The sequence below is a fragment of the Streptomyces noursei ATCC 11455 genome, from assembly GCF_001704275.1.
Classification (GTDB): Bacteria; Actinomycetota; Actinomycetes; order Streptomycetales; family Streptomycetaceae; genus Streptomyces; species Streptomyces noursei.
The window spans coordinates 863,612-886,671 of the sequence record NZ_CP011533.1 but is presented as its reverse complement, the minus strand read 5'-3'; the positions used below and the strand labels follow the sequence as shown (position 1 = coordinate 886,671).

Genomic DNA, 23,060 nt, shown 5'->3' with positions numbered 1-23,060 from the left:
ACGGATGCCGAGGTGGCGACCGTGCAGCCGGCCGCGGTTGCGGTGGCGGACGATCCGATCGTCATCGTGGGCATGGCCTGCCGCTACCCCGGTGGCGTCAGCTCCCCCGAGGACCTGTGGCGCGTGCTCACCGAAGGCACCGACGCCGTCTCGGGCTTCCCGACCAACCGTGGTTGGGACGTCGAATCCCTCTATCACCCGGACCCTGACCACCCGGGTACCTCCTACACGCGCTCGGGTGGGTTCCTGCATGAGGCGGGGGAGTTCGATCCGGGGTTCTTCGGGATGAGTCCGCGGGAGGCGTTGGCGACCGATTCCCAGCAGCGGTTGTTGTTGGAGTCGTCGTGGGAGGCGATCGAGCGGGCCGGTATTGATCCGGTGAGTTTGCGGGGTAGTCGGACGGGTGTGTTCGCGGGGGTGATGTACAGCGATTACAGCGCGATGTTGGCGAGTCCGGAGTTCGAGGGTTTCCAGGGCAGTGGGAGTTCGCCGAGTTTGGCGTCGGGTCGGGTGGCCTACACGTTGGGGTTGGAAGGCCCGGCGGTGACGGTGGATACGGCGTGTTCGTCGTCGTTGGTGGCGATGCACTGGGCGATGCAGGCGTTGCGTAGTGGTGAGTGTGGGTTGGCGTTGGCCGGTGGTGTGACGGTGATGTCGACGCCTGCGGTGTTTGTGGACTTTGCTCGGCAGCGGGGTTTGTCGCCGGATGGCCGGTGCAAGGCGTTTGCGGATGCGGCCGATGGTGTGGGCTGGTCCGAGGGCGTCGGCGTGTTGGTCCTGGAGCGGCAGTCGGACGCGGTGCGCAATGGTCACGAGATTTTGGCTGTGGTGCGGGGTTCGGCGGTCAACCAGGATGGTGCGTCCAATGGTTTGACGGCGCCCAATGGTCCGTCGCAGCAGCGGGTGATCCGGCAGGCGTTGGCCAGTGGTGGTCTGACGGCCGGTGACGTGGATGTGGTGGAGGCGCATGGTACGGGTACGACGCTCGGTGATCCGATCGAGGCGCAGGCGTTGTTGGCGACGTATGGGCGGGATCGTGAGCCTGAGCGGCCGTTGTTGTTGGGTTCGGTGAAGTCGAATCTGGGGCATACGCAGGCTGCTGCGGGTGTGGCGGGCGTTATCAAGATGGTGTTGGCGATGCGGCATGGTGTGGTGCCGCGGACGTTGCATGTGGATGCGCCTTCTTCGCATGTGGACTGGTCCGAGGGTGCGGTGGAGCTGCTCAGTGAGCAGGCGGCCTGGCCGGAGACGGGTCGGGTGCGGCGGGCGGGTGTCTCCTCCTTCGGCATCAGCGGTACCAATGTGCATGTCATCGTCGAGCAGGCGCCGGGCGCCAAGGCGATCGCCGCGGCCGGTGCGGCGCGGCGCACGCCGGGTGCCGTGCCGGTGCTGCTCTCGGGGCGTGGCCGGAGTGCCCTGCGGGGCCAGGCCGCCCGCCTGCTCGGACACCTCCAGGCCCGACCCGACGCCGAACTCGTCGATGTCGCACTGTCGTTGGCGACCACCCGGTCCCGCTTCGAGCAGCGGGCCGCCGTCGTGGCGCAGGACCGCGACCAGCTGATCGCCTCGCTGGGGGCGCTGGCCGCCGACCGCCCCGACCCCGCCGTCGTCGAGGGCGAGGCCGCCGGACGCGGCCGGACCGCGGTGCTGTTCACCGGACAGGGCAGCCAGCGGGCCGCCATGGGGCGTGAACTCCACGAGGTGCAGCCGGAGTTCGCCGCGGCGTTCGACGCGGTGTGTGCCGTTTTCGACCCGCTGTTGGACCGGCCGCTGCGCGAGGTGGTGTTCGCCGAGGACGGCAGCGACGAGGCCGCACTGCTGGACGAGACCGGTTGGACGCAGCCGGCTCTGTTCGCCGTCGAGGTGGCGCTGTTCCGGCTGGTGGAGAGTTGGGGTGTCCGTCCGGACTTCGTGGCCGGCCATTCCATCGGTGAGATCGCGGCGGCGCACGTCGCCGGGGTGCTGACGTTGGAGGACGCCTGCCGTCTGGTGGCCGCGCGGGCGACGCTGATGCAGGCGCTGCCGACCGGCGGCGCGATGATCGCGATCCAGGCCACCGAGGACGAGATCGCGGCGCACCTCGACGACACGGTGGCGATCGCCGCCGTCAACGGGCCGCAGTCCGTGGTGATCTCCGGTGACGAGGAGGCCGCCGAAACGATCGCCGCCACGTTCGCCGAACGCGGGCGCAAGACCAAGCGGCTGCGGGTGAGCCATGCCTTCCACTCGCCGCGGATGGACGGGATGCTGGACGCCTTCCGGATCGTCGCCGAGGGGCTGACCTACCGGGCGCCGCGCATCCCGCTCGTCTCCGACCTCACCGGCCGGCGCGCCGACGATGCGGAGGTGTGCACCGCGGAGTACTGGGTGCGGCACGTCCGAGAGGCCGTGCGGTTCGCCGACTGCGTGCGGACGCTGCGCGACGCCGGGGCCACCACCTTCCTGGAACTGGGCTCCGACGGCCTGCTGACCGCGATGGCCGAGGACACCCTCGGTGACGACCACGACGCCGAACTGGTGCCGATGCTGCGCGCCGGGCGCGCCGAGGAACTGGCCGCGGCCACCGCCCTGGCCCGCCTCCAGGTGCGCGGCGTGGACGTGGACTGGGCGGCGTACCTCGCCGGCACCGGCGCCCGACGCACCGACCTGCCGACCTACGCCTTCCAGCACGCGTACTACTGGCCGCAGCTGCCGACCCCGGCCGCCGCCCTCGCCGCCGCCGATCCCGCCGACCAGCAGCTGTGGGCCGCTGTGGAGCGCGGCGACGCCCGCGAACTCGCCGACATCCTCGGCCTGGGCGAACAGGACCTCACGCCGCTGGACTCCCTGCTGCCCGCCCTCACCTCGTGGCGGCGCGGCAACCAGGAGAAGCACCTCCTGGACACCCTGCGCTACCGCGTGGAGTGGACACGACTGAGCAAGCCGACCGCCCCGGTCCTCGACGGCACCTGGCTGCTGGTCGCCTCCGACGCCACCGCGGCCGACCAGCCAGCCCTCCTCGACGGCCTGGCCGACGCCCTCGGCTCGCACGGCGCGCGGGTGCGTCGCCTGCTTCTGGACGACTCCTGCGCGGACCGCGCGGTGCTCGCCGAACGACTGGCGCGGACCGCCGACGTGGACGCCGCGACCCAGGTGCTGTCCGTGCTGCCGCTCGACGAGCGGGACGCCGACGACTGCCCGCCGCTCACCCGCGGACTGGCGCTGACCGTCGCGCTCGTCCAGGCCCTCGCCGACACCGGCGCCCAGGGCCGGCTGTGGACCGCCACCCGCGGCGCCGTCTCCACCAACCCCGCCGACCCGGTCACCCACCCCGTCCAGGCCGCTGCCTGGGGCCTGGGCCGGGGCGTCGCCCTGGAGCACCCACGGCTGTGGGGCGGCCTGGTCGACCTGCCGCAGGTCTTCGACGAGCGGGCCGGACAGCGGCTCGCCGGGATCCTCGCCGTCAAGGACGCACCGGACGGCGAGGACCAGGTGGCGCTGCGGGCCACCGGAGTCTCCGGCCGCCGGCTCGTCCGCCACACCGTCGAAGCGCTGCCCACGGCCGCGGAGTTCACCGCCACCGGCACTGTCCTGATCACTGGTGGCACCGGTGGCCTGGGCGCCGAGGTCGCCCGGTGGCTGGCCCGCGCCGGCGCCCAGCACCTCGTCCTGACCAGCCGCCGCGGCCCGGACGCGCCGGGCGCCGCCGAACTCCGGGCCGAACTGGAGGGCTACGGGCCGTCGGTGTCCGTCGTCGCCTGCGACGTCGCCGACCGGGACGCGCTCGCCGCCGTCCTCACCGCACTGCCCGAGGAACTGCCGCTGACCGGTGTCGTGCACACCGCAGGCGTCGGCCACTACGGCCCGCTGGACACCCTGAGCACCGCCGAGTTCGCCGGCCTCACCGCCGCCAAGCTCGCCGGCGCCGCCCACCTCGACGCCCTGCTCGCCGACCGCGAACTGGACTTCTTCGTCCTCTTCGGCTCCATCGCCGGTGTCTGGGGCAGTGGCAACCAGAGCGCCTACGGCGCCGCCAACGCCTACCTCGACGCGCTCGCCCTGCACCGCCGCGCCCGCGGCCTCGCCGCGACCTCCGTCGCCTGGGGCCCGTGGGCCGAGGCCGGCATGGCCGCCGACGATGCCGTTTCCGAGACCCTGCGCCGCCAGGGCCTCGGCCTGCTCGACCCGGCCCCGGCCATGACCGAGCTGCGCCGCGCCGTCGTCCGGCAGGACGTCACCGTCACCGTCGCCGACGTGGACTGGCAGCGCTACGCACCGCTGTTCACCTCCGCCCGGCCCAGCGCCCTGATCGCCGGCCTGCCCGAGGTCCGCGCCCTCGCCGCCGACGAGCGCACCGAGCAGGACGCCACCGGCGCCTCCGAGGTCGTCACCCGCGTCCGCGCCCTGGCCGAACCCGAGCAACTGCGCCTGCTGACCGACCTCGTCCGCACCGAGTCCGCCACCGTCCTCGGCCACAGCTCCGCCGACGCCGTGCCCGAGGGCCGCGCCTTCCGCGACGTCGGCTTCGACTCGCTGACCGCGGTCGAGCTCCGCAAGCGCCTGGGCGCCGCGACCGGGCTGTCCCTGCCCAGCACCATGGTCTTCGACTACCCGACACCGCTGGAACTCGCCCAGTACCTGCGGGCGGAGATCCTCGGCGCGGTGCTGGAAGTCGCCGGCCCGGTCGCCACCGGCGGCGCCGACGACGAGCCGATCGCCATCATCGGCATGGCCTGCCGCTTCCCCGGCGGCGTCAGCTCCCCGGAACAGCTGTGGGACCTGGTCGCCTCCGGCACCGACGCGATCAGCGAGTTCCCCGTCAACCGCGGCTGGCAGACCGGGCACCTCTTCGACCCGGACCCCGACCGGCCCGGCACCACCTACTCCACCCAGGGCGGCTTCCTCCACGAGGCCGACGAGTTCGACCCCACCTTCTTCGGCATCTCGCCCCGCGAGGCGCTGGTCATGGACCCGCAGCAGCGGCTCCTGCTGGAGACCACCTGGGAGTCCTTCGAGCGCGCCGGGATCCGCCCGGAAACCCTCCGATCCACCCTGACCGGCACCTTCGTCGGCTCCAGCTACCAGGAGTACGGCCTGGGCGCGGGCGACGGCACCGAGGGCCACATGGTCACCGGCAGCAGCCCCAGTGTGCTCTCCGGCCGACTGTCGTACGTCTTCGGTCTGGAAGGCCCGGCGGTCACCGTCGACACCGCCTGCTCGTCCTCGCTCGTGGCGCTGCACCTGGCCTGCCAGTCGCTGCGCAACGGCGAGAGCAACCTGGCCGTCGCCGGCGGCGCCACGATCATGACGACGCCCAACCCGTTCATCGCGTTCAGCCGGCAGCGCGCCCTCGCCAAGGACGGCCGCTGCAAGGCGTTCTCCGACGACGCGGACGGCATGACGCTCGCCGAGGGCGTCGGCGTCGTCCTCGTCGAGCGGCTCTCCGACGCGCAGCGCAACGGCCACCCGGTCCTGGCCGTCCTCCGCGGCTCCGCCATCAACCAGGACGGCGCCTCCAACGGCCTGACCGCGCCCAACGGCCCGTCCCAGCAGAGGGTCATCCGCCAGGCCCTCGCCAACGCCCGCCTCGCGCCCGGGGACATCGACGCCCTGGAGGCGCACGGCACCGGCACACCGCTCGGCGACCCCATCGAGGCCCAGGCACTGTTCGCCACCTACGGCCGCGACCGCGACCCCGAGAGCGCGCTGCTGCTCGGCTCGGTGAAGTCCAACATCGGCCACACCCAGTCCGCCGCGGGCATCGCCAGCGTCATCAAGATGGTCATGGCGCTGCGCCACTCCGAACTGCCGCCGACCCTGCACGCCGACGCGCCGTCCTCGCACGTGGACTGGTCGGCCGGGACGGTCCGGCTGCTGACCCAGGCGCGCGCCTGGCCGGAGACCGGTCGCCCGCGCCGGGCCGCGGTGTCCTCGTTCGGCATCAGCGGTACCAACGCCCATGTCCTGCTGGAGCAGGCGCCCGTCGCGGACACCCCGGCCGAGGAGCGGCCCGCCGTGGCGCCGGTCCCGATCGCCGCCGGCGTCGTCCCGTGGGTGGTCACCGCCCGCAGCGCCGCCGCCCTGCGCGGCCAGGCCGAGCGCCTCCTCGCGCACGCCGAAACCGTCGGAACCGCCCTGCCGGCCGCCGGACCGCTCGACATCGGCCTGTCGCTGGTCTCCGCGCGCGCCCGTTTCGAGCACCGTGCCGTCGTCGTCCCGCCCGCGGGCACCGACCCGCTGGCCGCGCTGCGCGCCGTCGCGACGGACGGGCCCTCGCCCGTGGTCGCCCGTGGCGTGGCGGACGTCGAGGGTCGGACGGTGTTCGTGTTCCCCGGTCAGGGTTCGCAGTGGGTGGGGATGGGGTCCCAACTCCTTGATGAGTCGGCGGTGTTCGCGGAGCGGATTGCCGAGTGTGCGGCGGCACTCGCCGAGTTCACCGACTGGTCGCTGGTCGATGTGCTGCGGGGTGTGGTGGGTGCGCCGTCGTTGGAGCGGGTCGATGTGGTGCAGCCGGCGTCGTTCGCGGTGATGGTGTCGTTGGCTGCGTTGTGGCGTTCCCGTGGTGTGTTGCCGGATGCGGTGGTGGGGCATTCGCAGGGTGAGATCGCTGCTGCGGTGGTGTCGGGTGCGCTGTCGTTGCGGGACGGGGCGCGGGTGGTGGCGCTGCGGAGTCAGGCCATTGGTCGTGCGTTGGCGGGGCGGGGAGGGATGATGTCCGTCGCGCTGTCGGTGGACGTGCTCGAACCGCGGTTGGTCGAGTTCGAGGGGCGGGTGTCGGTGGCCGCCGTCAACGGCCCGCGCTCCGTCGTGGTCGCCGGCGAGCCCGAGGCGCTGGACGCGCTGCACGCCCGGCTGACCGCCGACGACATCCGGGCCCGCCGGATCGCGGTGGACTACGCCTCGCACTCGCACCAGGTCGAGGACCTGCACGAGGAACTGCTGGAGGTGCTGGCGGAGCTGGCGCCGCGCACGTCGGAGGTGCCGTTCTTCTCGACCGTGACCGGCGACTGGCTGGACACCGCGCGGATGGACGCCGGCTACTGGTTCCGCAACCTGCGCGGACGGGTGCGGTTCGCGGACGCGGTGGCGGACCTGCTGGCGGCGGAGTACCGCGCATTCGTCGAGGTCAGCTCGCACCCGGTGCTGTCGATGGCGGTGCAGGAGGCGATCGACGAGGCCGGCGTGCCGGCCGTCGCCGCCGGCACCCTGCGCCGCGACCAGGGCGGCACCGACCGCTTCCTGCTGTCGGCCGCCGAGGTCTTCGTGCGCGGTGTGGACGTGGACTGGGCGGGGCTGTTCGAGGGGACCGGTGCGTCCCGGATCGACCTGCCCACCTACGCCTTCCAACACGAACACCTGTGGGCCGTCCCGCCCGCCCCGGAGGCCGTCGCCGCCGCCGACCCGGACGACGCGGCCTTCTGGACCGCGGTCGAGGACGGTGACGTCTCCGCGCTGACCGCCGCGCTCGGCACCGACGAGGACTCCGTCGCCGCCGTGCTGCCCGCCCTGACCTCCTGGCGCCGGGCCCGCCGCGACCGCTCCACCGTGGACGCCTGGCGCTACCGCGTCGCCTGGAAACCCCTCGGCGGCACCCTGCCGCACCCGTCCCTGACCGGCACCTGGCTGCTGGTCACCGCCGACGGCATCGACGACACCGATGTGGCAGGGGCGTTGGAGACCTACGGCGCCGAGGTGCGCCGGCTGGTCCTGGACGAGGAGTGCGTCGACCGCGCCGTCCTGCGGGAGCGGCTGGCCGGCGCGGAGGACGTGACCGGCATCGTCTCCGTCCTCGCCGCCGCCGAGCGGACCGACGCGGTACCGGGCACCTCCCTGGTGCTCGGCACCGCCCTGACCGTGGCACTGATCCAGGCCCTCGGCGACGCCGAAATCGACGCTCCCGTATGGGCGTTGACCCGCGGCGCGGTCTCCACCGGCCGGGCCGACGAGCTGACCGCGCCCGTCCAGGCACAGGTCACCGGCATCGGCTGGACCGCGGCGCTGGAGCACCCGCAGCGCTGGGGCGGCACCCTCGACCTGCCCGCCGCCCTCGACGCCCGGGCCGCCCAGCGGCTCGCCGCCGTGCTGTCCGGCGCCCTCGGCAGCGACGACCAGCTGGCCATCCGGCCCTCCGGGGTCTTCACCCGCCGCATCGTGCGGGCCGAGGCCACCGCCGGGCGGCCCGCCGGCACCTGGACGCCGCGCGGCACCACACTGGTCACCGGCGGCTCCGGCACCCTCGCCCCGCACCTCGCCCGCTGGCTGGCCCAACGCGGCGCCGAGCACCTGGTCCTGATCAGCCGGCGCGGCACGGCCGCCCCGGGCGCCGCCGAACTCGTCGCGGAACTGGCCGAGTCGGGCACCGAGGCGACCGTCGCCGCCTGCGACATCACCGACCGCGACGCGGTCGCCGCGCTGCTGGCCGACCTCAAGGCCGACGGGCGCACCGTCCGCACCGTCGTGCACACCGCCGCCACCATCGAGCTGCACACCCTGGACGCCACCACCCTGGCGGACTTCGACCGGGTGCTGCACGCCAAGGTCACCGGCGCCCAGGTCCTCGCCGAACTGCTCGACGACGAAGAGCTGGACGACTTCGTCCTGTACTCCTCCACCGCCGGCATGTGGGGCAGCGGCGCCCACGCCGCCTACGTCGCCGGCAACGCCTACCTCGCCGCGCTCGCCGAGCACCGCCGGGCCAACGGACTGCCCGCCCTGTCGCTGTCCTGGGGCATCTGGGCCGACGACCTCAAACTGGGCCGGGTCGATCCCCAGATGATCCGGCGCAGCGGCCTGGAGTTCATGGACCCGCAGCTGGCCCTGAGCGGCCTGCAGCGGGCGCTGGACGACAACGAGAACGTGCTCGCGGTCGCCGACGTGGACTGGGAGACCTACCACCCCGTCTACACCTCCGGCCGACCCACCCCGCTCTTCGACGAGGTGCCGGAGGTCCGCCGGCTCACCGCGGCCGCCGAGCAGAGCGCCGGGACCGTCGCCGAGGGCGAGTTCGCCGCCGCGCTGCGCGCCCTGTCCGACGCCGAGCAGCAGCGCACCCTGCTGGAGACCGTCCGCACCGAGGCGGCGTCCGTCCTCGGGCTGTCCTCCGCCGAGGACCTCACCGACCAGCGGGCCTTCCGCGACGTCGGCTTCGACTCGCTGACCGCCGTCGGCCTGCGCAACCGGCTCGCCTCCGTCACCGGCCTGACGCTGCCCTCGACGATGGTCTTCGACTACCCCAACCCGGCCGCGCTCGCCGCCTATCTGCACGGCGAGCTGGCCGGCGCCCGGTCCGCCGCCGCCGGCGCCGCCGCCGTCCCGACCGGCGCCCCCGACGCCGACGACCCGATCGCGATCGTCGGCATGAGCTGCCGCTACCCCGGCGGGGTCGGCTCCGCCGAGGACCTGTGGCGGATCGCCCTGGACGAGGTCGACGCGATCTCCGGCTTCCCCGCCGACCGCGGCTGGGACGCCGAGGGCCTCTACGACCCGGACCCCGACCGGCCCGGCCGCACCTACTCCGTCCAGGGCGGATTCCTGCGCGACGTCGCCGAGTTCGACCCGGGCTTCTTCGGGATCTCGCCGCGCGAGGCGCTGTCGATGGACCCGCAGCAGCGGCTCCTGCTGGAGACCGCCTGGGAGGCGTTCGAGCACGCCGGCATCGACCCGGTCGGCCAGCGCGGCAGCCGCACCGGCACCTTCGTCGGCGCCAGCTACCAGGACTACGCCTCCGGCGTGCCCAACAGCGAGGGCTCCGAAGGCCACATGATCACCGGCACGCTCTCCAGTGTGCTGTCCGGCCGGGTGTCCTACCTCTTCGGCTTCGAGGGCCCCGCCGTCACGCTCGACACCGCCTGCTCCTCCTCCCTGGTCGCCATGCACCTGGCCTGCCAGTCCCTGCGCAACGGGGAGAGCTCGCTGGCCCTGGCCGGCGGCGTCAGCATCATGTCCACCCCGATGTCGTTCGTCGGCTTCAGCCGGCAGCGCGCCCTCGCCGAGGACGGCCGCTGCAAGGCGTACGCGGACGGCGCCGACGGGATGACCCTCGCCGAGGGCGTCGGCCTGGTGCTGCTGGAGCGGCTGTCCGACGCCCGCGCCAACGGGCACCAGGTGCTCGCCGTGATCCGCGGCTCCGCCGTCAACCAGGACGGCGCCTCCAACGGCCTGACCGCACCCAACGGCCCGTCCCAGCAGCGCGTCATCCGCCAGGCGCTGGCCAACTCCGCGGTGGCGCCCGGCGACATCGACGTCCTGGAGGGCCACGGCACCGGTACCGCCCTCGGCGACCCCATCGAGGCGCAGGCCCTGCTCGCCACCTACGGCCAGGACCGCGCCCCCGAACGGCCGCTGCTGCTCGGCTCGGTGAAGTCCAACATCGGCCACACCCAGATGGCATCCGGCGTCGCCAGCGTCATCAAGCTCGTCCGCGCCCTCCAGGAAGGCGTGGTGCCCAAGTCCCTGCACATCGACCGGCCCTCCACCCACGTCGACTGGTCCTCGGGCGCCATCGGGCTGCTCACCGAACGCACCCCGTGGCCCGAGACCGGCCGGCCGCGCCGCGCCGCCGTCTCCTCCTTCGGCATCAGCGGCACCAACGTCCACACCATCCTCGAACAGGCCCCCGCGGACGAGGCGCCCACGCCCGCCGACCCGCCGCGGGACGGCCTGGTGCCGGTCCTGCTCTCCGGCCGCGGCGAGGCCGCGCTGCGCGCCCAGGCCGCCCGCCTGCTCGCCTTCGTCGAGGAGCGGCCCGAGGCCCACCTCACCGACCTCGCCCACTCCCTCGCCACCTCGCGCGCCGCGCTGGAACGCCGCGCCGCCGTCATCGCCGCCGACCGCGACACCCTGACCCGCGGCCTGCGCGCCCTGTCCGACGGCCGGCCCGACCCCGGCCTGGTCCAGGGCACCGCGGGACGCGGCCGGACCGCCTTCCTGTTCACCGGACAGGGCAGCCAGCGCCCCGGCATGGGCCGCGAACTCCACGACCGCTACCCGGTGTTCGCCGACGCGCTGGACGAGGTGCTGGCCCGGCTCGACGACGGACCGGACCGGCCGCTGCGCGAGGTGCTGTTCGCCGCGCCCGACTCCGCCGAGGCCGCGCTCCTGGACCGGACCGGCTACGCCCAGCCCGCGCTGTTCGCCGTCGAGGTCGCGCTGTTCCGCCTGCTGACGTCCTGGGGCCTGACCCCGGACTACCTGGCCGGCCACTCCGTCGGCGAACTCGCCGCCGCGCACGTCGCCGGCGTGCTGTCGCTGGACGACGCCTGCACTCTGGTCGCCGCCCGCGGCCGGCTCATGCAGGCGCTGCCCGAGGGCGGCGCGATGGTCGCCCTGGAGGCCGCGGAGGACGAGGTCCTGCCGCTCCTGGAGGGGCTCACCGACCGGGTGTCCGTCGCCGCCGTCAACGGGCCGCGGTCCGTGGTCGTCGCCGGCGTCGAGGAGGACGTGCTCCTCCTCGCCGACCTCTTCGCCGCCGACGGGCGCCGGACCAAGCGGCTGCGGGTGAGCCATGCCTTCCACTCGCCGCTGATGGACGCCATGCTCGACGACTTCGCCGCCGTCGCCCGCGGGCTGACCTACCACCCGCCGACGATCCCGTTCGTGTCGAACGTCAGCGGCGGCCTGGCCACCGCCGAACAGGTCCGCACGCCCGACTACTGGGTCGGGCACGTCCGCGCCGCGGTCCGCTTCGCCGACGGCATCGACTGGCTCGCCACCCAGGGCGACGTCCACACCTTCCTGGAGCTCGGCCCGGACGGCGTGCTCAGCGCCATGGCCCGGGAGAGCCTCACCGACCCGTCCCGCACGGCACTGCTGCCGACCCTGCGCGGCGACCGGCCCGAGGAACCTGCCCTGGTCACCGCGGTCGCCGCGGCCCACGCGCACGGCGCCCGCGTCGACTGGAGCGGGTACTTCGCCGACCACGGCGCGCGCCGGACCACGCTGCCGACCTACGCGTTCCAACGCGAGCGGTACTGGCCCGACACCACCGCCGCCACGAGCGCCCACACGCCCGGATCCGCCCTCGACGCCGAGTTCTGGGCCGCCGTCGAGCGGGACGACGTCGCCGCCCTCGCCGCCTCCCTGGACCTGGACGACGCCACCGTCACCGCGATGGTCCCCGCGCTCACCGCCTGGCGCCGGCGCCGCGGCGAGCAGACCGAACTGGACTCCTGGCGCTACCGCGTCACCTGGAAGCCGCGCGGCGGCGCCACCGCACCCGCCGCCCTCACCGGCCGCTGGCTCGTGCTCGTCCCGCACGACCACCAGGACCGTCAGGACGACGCGACCGCGGCCTGGGCAGCCGACGTCGAGACCGCCCTGGGCACCACCACCGTCCGGCTGACGGTCACCACCACCGACCGCGCCGCGCTGGCCGCCCGGATCACCGAAGCCGCCGGCGACCAGGGCCCGTTCAGCGGTGTGCTGTCCCTGCTGCCGCTCGCCACCGGCGACGCCGGCCACCCCGGTGCGCCCGCCGCCCTCACCCTCACCACCACCGCCGTCCAGGCCCTCGGCGACGCCGGCATCGACGCGCCGCTGTGGAACGTCACCCGCGGGGCCGTGGCCGTCGGCCGCGCCGAACAGGTCACCGCGCCCGAACAGGCCGCCGTCTGGGGCCTGGGCCGCGCCGTCGCCCTGGAACTGCCGGCCCGGTTCGGCGGCACCCTCGACCTGCCCGCCACCCTGGACGGCCAGGCCGCCCGCCGGTTGCGCGCGGTGCTCGCGGCTACCGACGGCGAGGACGCGGTGGCCCTGCGGCCCTCCGGCGTCTTCCTCCGCCGCCTGGCCCACGCCCCGGCCGGCCCCGACACCGCCCGCACCGCCTTCGACCCGGCGGCCGGCACCGTCCTGATCACCGGCGGCACCGGCGGCATCGGCGGCCACGTCGCCCGCCGCCTGGCCCGCGACGGCGCCACCCACCTGCTGCTCACCAGCCGCCGCGGCCCGGCCGCCCCCGGCGCCGACGCGCTCCGCGCCGAACTGGAGGAACTGGGCGCCCGGGTCACCCTCGCCGCCTGCGACGCCGCCGACCGCGACGCGCTGGCCGCGCTCCTCGCCGAACTGCCCGACGACGCCCCGCTGTGCGCGGTGTTCCACACCGCCGGCGTCGTCGAGGACCACGTCGTGGACGCGCTCACACCGGAGAACTTCGCCGCGGTGCTGCGCGCCAAGACCGTCGCCGCCCACCACCTGCACGAGCTGACCGCCGACCTGGACCTCGCCGCTTTCGTGCTGTTCTCCTCCACGGCCGGCGTCCTCGGCGCCGCCGGACAGGGCAACTACGCCGCGGCCAACGCCCACCTGGACGCCCTCGCCGAACACCGCCGCTCCCACGGCCTGACCGCGCTGTCCGTCGCCTGGGGCCCGTGGGCCGGCTCCGGCATGGTCGCCGACGCCGCCGAACTCACCGACCGGGTACGGCGCGGCGGCTTCGAACCGCTCGCCCCCGAACCGGCCGTGCGCGCCCTGCTGCGCGCCATCGAGAACGACGACACCACCGTCGCGCTCGCCGACATCGACTGGGAGCGCTTCCAGCGCGCCTTCGCCGCGGTCCGCCCGCTGCCGTTCGTCGCCGACCTCCCCGAGACCGGCCGGGCCACCCCCGCGACCGCCACCGGCGCCGCCACCGGCCTGCGGCAGCAACTCGCCGAACTGCCGGAGCACGAGCGCCCGGCAGCGGTCCTGGACCTGCTGCGTACCCAGGTCGCCGCCGTCCTCGGCCACGCCGACCCGCGCACCGTCGAGGACGACCACGCCTTCCGCGACCTGGGCTTCGACTCGCTGACCATCCTGGAACTGCGCAACGCCCTCAACGCCGCCACCGGCCTGAGCCTGCCCGCCACCCTGGTCTACGACCTGCCCACCCCGCGCGAGATGGCGGACTTCCTGCTCGCCGAACTCCTCGGCACCCTGCCCACCGACACCGCCGCGACCGTCGCCAGCACGGCCTCCCCCAAGCTCTCAGCTTCGTTCGAGCAGGGCGGTACCCCCTTCGACGACCCGATCGCCGTCATCGGCATCGGCTGCCGCTTCCCCGGCGGCGTCACCACCCCGGAGGAGCTCTGGCAGCTCCTCGACGAGGGCCGCGACGGCATCAGCCGCTTCCCCGACGACCGCGGCTGGGACCTCGCCGCGCTGGGCGCCGGCGCCTCCGACACCCTGGAGGGCGGCTTCCTGACCGGCGTCGCCGACTTCGACGCCCGGTTCTTCGGCATCTCGCCCCGCGAGGCGCTGGCCATGGACCCCCAGCAGCGGCTGCTGCTGGAGACCACCTGGGAGGCGCTGGAGCGGGCCGGCATCGACCCGACCACGCTGCGCGGCTCCACCACCGGCGTCTTCGTCGGCACCAACGGCCAGGACTACCCGACGCTGTTGCGCCGCTCCGCCTCGGACGTGGCCGGCTACGTCGCCACCGGCAACACCGCCAGCGTGATGTCCGGCCGCCTGTCCTACGCGCTCGGCCTCGAAGGCCCGGCCGTCACCATCGACACCGCCTGCTCCTCCTCGCTCGTCGCCCTGCACTGGGCCGGCCGGGCGCTGCGCGCCGGCGAGTGCGACCTCGTGGTGGCCGGCGGCGTCTCGGTCATGGCCAGCCCGGACTCCTTCGTCGAGTTCTCCACCCAGGGCGGCCTGGCACCCGACGGGCGCTGCAAGGCGTTCTCCGACGCCGCCGACGGCACCGCCTGGTCCGAAGGCGTCGGCATCCTCGTCCTGGAACGCCTCTCCGCCGCCCGCCGCAACGGCCACCAGGTCCTCGGCCTGATCCGCGGCACCGCCGTCAACCAGGACGGCGCGTCCAACGGCCTGACCGCGCCCAACGGCCTCTCCCAGCAGCGCGTCATCGCCCAGGCACTCGCCGACGCCCGCCTGCGCCCCGCCGACATCGACGCGATCGAGGCGCACGGCACCGGCACCACCCTCGGCGACCCGATCGAGGCCCGCGCCCTGATCACCGCCTACGGCCGGGACCGGGACGCCGAACGGCCGCTGCTGCTGGGCACCGTCAAGTCCAACATCGGGCACACCCAGGCCGCCGCCGGTGCCGCCGGCGTCATCAAGATGCTGATGGCGATGCGCCACGGCACCCTGCCCAGGACGCTGCACGTGGGCACCCCGTCCAGCCACGTCGACTGGAGCGGCGGCACCGTCGCGCTCCTCGACGACGCGCGGCCCTGGCCACGGACCGGGCAGCCGCGGCGCGCCGGCGTCTCCGCCTTCGGCGTCAGCGGCACCAACGCCCACGTCGTCGTCGAGCAGGCCCCGGAAACCGAAGCCCCCGCCGCCCCGGCCGCCGAGCCGGCGCCGGAGGCCACGCCCACCGTCGTCCCCTGGGTCGTCTCCGGACGCAGCCGGGAAGCGCTCCAGGCGCAGCTGGACCGGCTCACCGCGCACACCGCCGCCCACCCCGCGCGCTCGGCGGCGGACGTCGGCCGCTCGCTGGCCACCGACCGCACGCTCTTCCCGCACCGCGCCGTGCTGCTCGCCGGCCCGGACGGGGTGCGCGAGGCCGCCCGCGCCGCCGCGCCCCGCACCCCCGGCCGCACCGCGTTCCTGTTCTCCGGACAGGGCGCCCAGCACGCCCTGATGGGCCACGACCTGTACCAGCGCTTCCCGGTCTACGCCGACGCACTGGACACCGTCCTCGCCCAGTTCGACACCGTGCTGGACGTCCCGCTGCGCGCCGCGCTGTTCGCCGCGCCGGGCACCCCCGAGGCCGCGCTCCTGGACCAGACCGGCTTCACCCAGCCCGCGCTGTTCGCCGTCGAGGTCGCACTGTTCCGGCTCGCCGAGTCCTGGCGGCTGACGCCGGACTTCGTCGCCGGCCACTCCATCGGCGAGATCGCCGCCGCGCACGTCGCCGGGGTGTTCTCCCTGGAGGACGCCTGCACGCTGGTCGCCGCCCGCGCCTCCCTCATGCAGCAACTGCCGCGGGACGGTGCGATGGTGGCCCTGGAAGCCACCGAGGACGAGGTCGCGCCGCTGCTCACCGACGGCGTCGCACTCGCCGCGGTCAACGGCCCCCGCTCGGTGGTCGTCGCGGGCGCCGAGGACGCCGTCCGCGCGGTCGCCGACCGGCTCGCCGCCGACGGCCGCCGCACCCGCCGGCTGACGGTCAGCCACGCCTTCCACTCGCCGCTGATGGACCCGATGCTCACCGACTTCGCCCGGGTCGCGGAGGGCCTGACCTACCACGAGCCGCGCATCCCCCTCGTCTCCACCCTCCTCGGCGCCCCGGCCGGCGCCGAACTGCGCACCCCCGACTACTGGGTGCGGCACGTCCGCGAGACCGTGCGGTTCGCCGACGGCGTGCGCGCCCTGCACGACGCCGGCGCCGGCACCTTCGTGGAGATCGGCCCGGACGGCGTGCTCACCGCCCTGACCCAGCAGACCCTCGACACCGTCGAGGCCGGCGCGCCCGCCGTCGTCGTGCCGCTCCAGCGCCGCGACCGCGCCGGCGACCTCGCCCTCCTGGAGGGCCTGGCCACCCTGCACACCCACGGCACCGGCCCGTCCTGGCCCGCCTACTTCGAGGCCACCGGCGGCCACCGGACCGATCTGCCCACCTACGCCTTCCAGCGGGAGCGGTACTGGCCCGAACTCGGCGCACCCGTCGCCACCGCCCCGCAGGACCCGGCGGCCTGGCGCTACCACGAGACCTGGGCCCCGCTGCCGGCACCCGAGGCGGCCGCGCCGGCCGGCCGCGCCCTGGTCCTCGTCCCGGCCGGGAACCGCGACACCGCGTGGATGACGGCCGTCGCCGACGCGCTCGGCGCCGACACCGTCACGGCCGAACCCGACGCCCTGGCCGAGCAGTTGACGGCCGCCGGCGACACACCCTGGCGCGTCGTGGTGTCGCTGCTCGCCGCCGCGTCCGAGGGGCTGCCCGCGGACGGCGCCTGGCCCGCCGCCCTCCTCGCCACCCTGGACGAGGCCGGCGTGCACGCGCCCCTGTGGTGCGTCACCCGCGGCGCCGTCGCGGTCGCGGGGGAGGCCCCGACCGCCGTCGGCCAGGCCGCCCTGTGGGGCCTGGGCCGGGTCGCCGCGCTGGACCACCCGGACCGCTTCGGCGGCCTGGCCGACCTGCCCGCCGACACCGACGCGCACGCCGCCGGGCTGCTCGCCGCGCACCTGGCCGCGCCGGGCACCGAGGCCGAGATCGCGGTCCGCGCCACCGGCGTCCACGCCCGTCGCCTGGTCCGTACGCCGGCCGCCGCCGACGGTGCCACCTGGCTGCCGACCGGCACCGTCCTGGTTGTCGGCGGCACCGGCGGCACCGGCACCATGGGCGGCCGGGCCGCCCGCTGGCTGGTCCGCGAGGGCGCCCGCCACCTCGTCCTGACCGCCCCCGACGGCACCACGACCGCCGCGGACACCGAGGCCCTGACGGCCGAACTGGCCGCGCTCGGCGCCCGGATCACCGTCGTGGACCACGACCCCACCGCCCCGGACGGCTTCGCCGCGCTCCTCGACGGACTGCCCGACGACACCCCGCTCACCGCGGTCGTGTACGCGCCGGAGGCCGACGCCGCCCCCGGCACCGCGGCCGAGCTGTCCGCCGCACTCGCCCCCGTCACCGCCCTAGGCGCCGCCCTCACCGGCCGGCCGCTGGACGCCTTCGTCCTCTTCGGCTCCATCGCCGGGCTCTGGGGCGTGCGCGGCCGGGCCGCCGAGGCCGCGTCCGGCGCCTACCTCGACGCCTTCGCCCGCGCCTGCCGCGACCGCGGCACCCCGGCACTGGCCGTCGCCTGGGGCGCCTGGGCCGACCTGGTCGGCCCGTCCCTCGCCGCGCACCTGCGGATGAACGGCCTGCCGGTGATGGACGCGGACACCGCACTGACCGCCCTCAGCCGGGCCGTCGCCGACGGGTCCGCCGCCGAGGCGGTCGCCGACGTCCGCTGGGAGACCTTCGCGCCCCTCCACCACGAGGCCCGCCGCACCGCCCTGTTCGACGCCCTGCCCGAGGCCCGCGGCGCGCTCGCGGAGGCCGCCCGGGACCGCGCCGACCGGAAGACCGCCGCCGGCGACTACGGCCGGTGGCTCGCCGAGCAGCCCGCCGCGGACCACGACGCCATCCTGCTGGCACTGGTCACCGAGAAGGCCGCGACCGTCCTCGGCCACGCCGACCACGACCTGCTCGAACCCGACCTGCCCTTCCGCGACCTGGGCTTCGACTCGCTGACCGCGGTCGACCTGCGCAACCAGCTCACCGCGGAAACCGGCCTCACCCTGCCCGCCACCCTCGTCTTCGACCACCCCAACCCGGCCGCCCTCGCCGCCCACCTGCGCGCCCAACTCCTCGGCGAGGCGAGCGACTCCGCCGCACCGGTGGCCGCCCCCGTCGCCCTCGGTGCCGACGACGACGCGATCGTCATCGTCGGCATGGCCTGCCGCTACCCCGGCGGGGTCACCTCGCCCGAGGACCTGTGGCAGCTGGTCGGCGACGAGGTCGACGCGGTCGGCGACTTCCCGACCGACCGCGGCTGGGACCTGGCCGCGCTCGCCGGCGACGGACCGGGCCGCAGTGCCACCGCCCAGGGCGGATTCCTCTACGACGCCACCGACTTCGACCCCGGCCTGTTCGGCATCTCGCCGCGCGAGGCCCTGGTGATGGACCCGCAGCAGCGGATCCTGCTCGAAACGTCCTGGGAGGCCCTGGAGCGGGCCGGCATCGACCCGGCGACGCTGCGCGGCAGCGGCACCACCGGCGTCTTCGTCGGCGGCGGCTCCGGCGACTACCGGCCGCCGGAGGAGGCCGGGCAGTGGCAGACCGCCCAGTCCGCCAGCCTGCTCTCCGGTCGCCTCGCCTACACCTTCGGCATCCAGGGCCCCACCGTGTCGGTCGACACCGCCTGCTCCTCGTCGCTGGTCGCGCTGCACCTGGCCGCGCAGGCCCTGCGCGCCGGCGAATGCTCGATCGCGCTGGCCGGCGGCGTCACCGTGATGGCCACCCCGGTGGGCTTCGTCGAGTTCAGCGCCCAGGGCGCCCTGTCGCCGGACGGCCGCTGCCGCGCCTTCTCCGACGACGCCAACGGCACCGGCTGGTCCGAAGGCGTGGGCATGCTCGTCGTCGAACGGCTCTCCGACGCCCGCCGCAACGGCCACCGCGTCCTCGCCGTGCTCCGCGGCTCCGCCATCAACCAGGACGGCGCGTCCAACGGCCTGACCGCCCCCAGCGGCCCCGCCCAGCAGCGCGTCATCCGCCAGGCCCTCGCCAACGCCCGACTGCGCCCCGCCGACATCGACGCCGTCGAGGCCCACGGCACCGGCACCAGGCTCGGCGACCCCATCGAGGCCCAGGCCCTGCTCGCCACCTACGGCCAGGACCGCGAGCGGCCCGTGCTGCTCGGCTCGCTCAAGTCCAACATCGGCCACACCCAGGCCGCCTCCGGCGTCGGCGGCGTCATCAAGATGGTCCTCGCCATGCAGCACGGCGAACTGCCGCGCTCCCTGTACGCCGAGAACCCCTCGTCGCACGTGGACTGGACCGCCGGCCGCGCCCACCTGCTCACCGCCAGGACCCCGTGGCCCGACTCCGGTCGGCCGCGCCGCGCCGCCGTCTCCTCCTTCGGCGCCAGCGGCACCAACGCCCACGCCATCCTGGAGCAGCCGCCGCGCGAGGAACTCCCCGCGCGCCCCGCGGACGACGGCGCCCCGCTGCCGTTCTTGCTCTCCGGCCGCTCGCAGAACGCCCTGCGCGCCCAGGCCCGCCGACTCCTGGCCCGCCTCACCGCCCACCCCGACACCCGGGCCGCCGACCTGGCGTACTCCCTGGCGACCACCCGGGCCGCCTTCGAGCACCGGGCCGCGATCACCGCCACCGACCACGACGGCCTCCGCACCGGCCTGACCGCCGTCGCCGAGGGCACCACCGCCCCGCACACCGCCGAACACCACCTCCAGGGCACCGGAAAGCGCGCCGTGCTCTTCTCCGGCCAGGGCTCCCAGCGCCTGGGCATGGGCCGCGAACTGCACGAGCGCCACCCGGTGTTCGCCGAGGCGTTCGACTCCGTACTGGCCCGCCTCGACGACCGGCTCGACACCCCCCTGCGGGACGTCGTCTGGGGCACCGACGAGGAGGCGCTGCACGCCACCGGGAACACCCAGCCCGCCCTGTTCGCCGTCGAAGTCGCGCTCTACCGCCTGATCGAATCCTGGGGCGTGCGGCCCGACTTCGTGGCCGGCCACTCCGTCGGCGAGCTCGCCGCGGCCCACGTCGCCGGGGTGCTCTCCCTGGACGACGCCTGCCGCCTGGTCGCCGCCCGCGCCGCCCTCATGCAGCGCCTCCCGGCCGGCGGCGCCATGATCGCCGTCGAGGCCACCGAGGACGAGGTCACCCCGCTCCTCACCGACGGCGTGTCCCTCGCCGCGGTCAACGGACCGACCGCCGTGGTCCTCTCCGGCGCGGGCGACGCCGTGACCGCCCTGGGCCAGGCGCTGGCCGAACGGGGCCACCGCACCACCCGGCTGCGGGTCAGCCACGCCTTCCACTCGCACCTCATGGACCCGATGCTGGCGGACTTCCGCACCGTCGCCGAGGGCCTGGAATACCACCCGCCGCGCATCCCCGTGGTCTCCAACCTCACCGGGGACGTCGCCGACGCGGCCGACCTGTGCTCCGCCGACTACTGGGTGCGCCACGTCCGCGGCACCGTACGGTTCGCCGACGGCGTGCGCACCATGGCCGACCGCGGCGTGCACCTCTTCCTCGAACTCGGCCCGGACGCCGTGCTGTCGGCCATGGCCCGCCAGTGCGCACCGGACGCCGTCGTCGTCCCGGCCCTGCGCCGCAACCGCGACGAGGACGAGACGCTGGTCGGCGCCGTCGCGCGACTGCACGTCCACGGCGCGGGTCCGCGCTGGGACGCGTACTTCGCCGGCCGCGGCGCCCAGTGGCTGGACCTTCCGACGTACCCCTTCCAGCGCGGCCGCTTCTGGCCGGAGTCCCTTCCGGGCGCCGCATCGGCCGCCCCGGCAGCCGGACAGCCGGCCGAGACCGACGCGGCCTTCTGGGACGCCGTCGCACAGGAGGACTTCACCGCATTGGAATCCGTACTCGACGTCGAGAGCGACGCACTGTCCAAGGTGCTGCCGGCCCTGATGGACTGGCGCAGCCGCCAGGCCGACGAGTCCCAACTGGCAGGCTGGCGCCACCGCATCGTCTGGAAGCGGCTCACCGGCGCCGCCCTGGCACACCGCAAGGCGCTCAGCGGCACCTGGCTCGCGGTGGTCCCCGAGGGCTTCGCCGACGACCCCTGGGTGACCACCACCCTGGACGGCCTCGGTACCCACCTCGTGCATCTGGAGGTCGCGGAGGCCGACCGGGCCGCGCTGGCCGACGCGATCGCGGCCCGCACCGCCGACGGCACCCGCTTCGGCGGCGTAATCTCCCTGCTGGCCCTGCGCGAGGAGCTCACCGGCGCGGTGCCCGAGGGGACCGCCCTGACCACCACCCTCCTCCAGGCCCTCGGCGACGCCGGCGTCGACGCACCGCTGTGGTGCGTCACCCGCAGCGCCGTCTCCGCCGGCCGCACCGACCGGCCGCACCGACCGCTCCAAGGCGCCGTCTGGGGCCTGGGCCGGGTCGCGGCCCTTGAGTACCCGCAGCGCTGGGGCGGCCTGGTGGACCTGCCGGAGGAGCCCGACGAGCGGTCCGCGGCCGGCCTCGCCGCCGTCCTGGCCGGTCTGGACGGCGAGGACCAGGTCGCCGTGCGCGGCACCGCGGTGCTCGCCCGCCGCCTGGTGCCGGCTCCCGGCCGCAAGCCGTCCCGGCCCTGGCACCCGTCCGGCACCGTCCTGGTCACCGGCGGCACCGGCGCCCTCGGCGCGCACGTCGCCCGCCGCCTGGCCAAGGACGGCGCCCAGCACCTCGTCCTGCTCAGCCGCCGCGGCCCGGACGCTCCCGGTGCGGCGGAACTGCGCGCGGAACTGGACGCGTTGGGCACCGACGTCACGGTCGCCGCCTGCGACGTCGCCGACCGCGACCAGCTGACGGCCGTCCTGGACGCGCTGCCCGCCGACCGGCCGCTGACCGGTGTGGTGCACACCGCCGGCGTCCTCGACGACGGCGTACTGGACCGGCTCACCCCCGAGCGGTTCCAGGAGGTGTTCCGCGCCAAGGTCACCTCGGCCCTGCTGCTGGACGAGCTGACCCGCGACCGCGAGCTGGCCGCGTTCGTCCTCTTCTCCTCCGCCTCCGCCGCGGTCGGCAACCCGGGCCAGGCCAACTACGCCGCTGCCAACGCCGTCCTGGACGCGCTCGCCGAACAGCGCCGGGTGCTCGGCCTGCCCGCCACCTCGGTCTCCTGGGGTGCCTGGGGAGGCGGCGGCATGGCCGACGCCGACGGCGCGGACGAGGCCGCCCGGCGCGCCGGCGTCGGCGCCATGGACCCGCACCTCGCCGTGGAAGCCCTGCTGCGCCTGGTCGCCGAGAAGGAGCCGACCGCGGTGGTCGCCGAGGTGGCCCTGGACCGGTTCGCCGGCGCCTTCGGCGGCAGCCGACCCAGCGCCCTGCTGCGGGAGTTCCCCGGCTACCGCGAGGCGCTCGCCGCCCAGGCGGAGCAGGCCGCGGACGGCGGCGGGCTGGCCGCCCGACTGGCCGCGCTGCCGCCCGCCCGCCGCCTGGACACCGTTGTGGACCTGGTGCGCACCCGCGCCGCGCAGGTGCTCGGCTACCCCGACACCGAAGCGGTCGCCGCCGAACGGTCCTTCCGCGACCTGGGTGTCGACTCGCTCGGCGCCGTCGAGCTGCGCAACCAACTGAGCGCGGCCACCGGCCTGAACCTGCCGGCGACGCTGGTGTTCGACCACCCGACCCCCCTGGTCCTGGGGGAGCACATCCTCGGCGGGCTCTTCCCGGACGAGCCCGCCGGGTCCGACGACGAGACGGAGATCCGGGCCCTGCTGGCCTCCGTCCCGCTCGACCAACTGCGGGAGATCGGGGTCCTGGAGCCCCTGCTCCAGCTCGCCGGACGCGGCGGCCGGGCCGCGGACGGCGACGACGGCGAGTCCGTCGACTCGATGACAGTGGCAGACCTGGTGCGGGCCGCGCTCAACGGCCAGTCCGACCTGTAGCGCGATTGATG

The 23,060-nt window shown here is 75.3% G+C and carries 1 protein-coding gene (cut by a window edge); it reads left to right on the top strand.

All coding sequences use genetic code 11. From position 1 onward, the window contains the following. Positions 1 to 23,049, top strand: the 3' portion of a protein-coding gene (locus SNOUR_RS03455; RefSeq protein ID WP_067343753.1) for a type I polyketide synthase. Its footprint begins 5,385 nt before the window's first position; 23,049 of the gene's 28,434 nt are visible here — the last part of the coding sequence; the start codon falls outside the window, past its left edge; the stop codon is at positions 23,047 to 23,049. Positions 23,050 to 23,060: the final 11 nt, after the last annotated feature.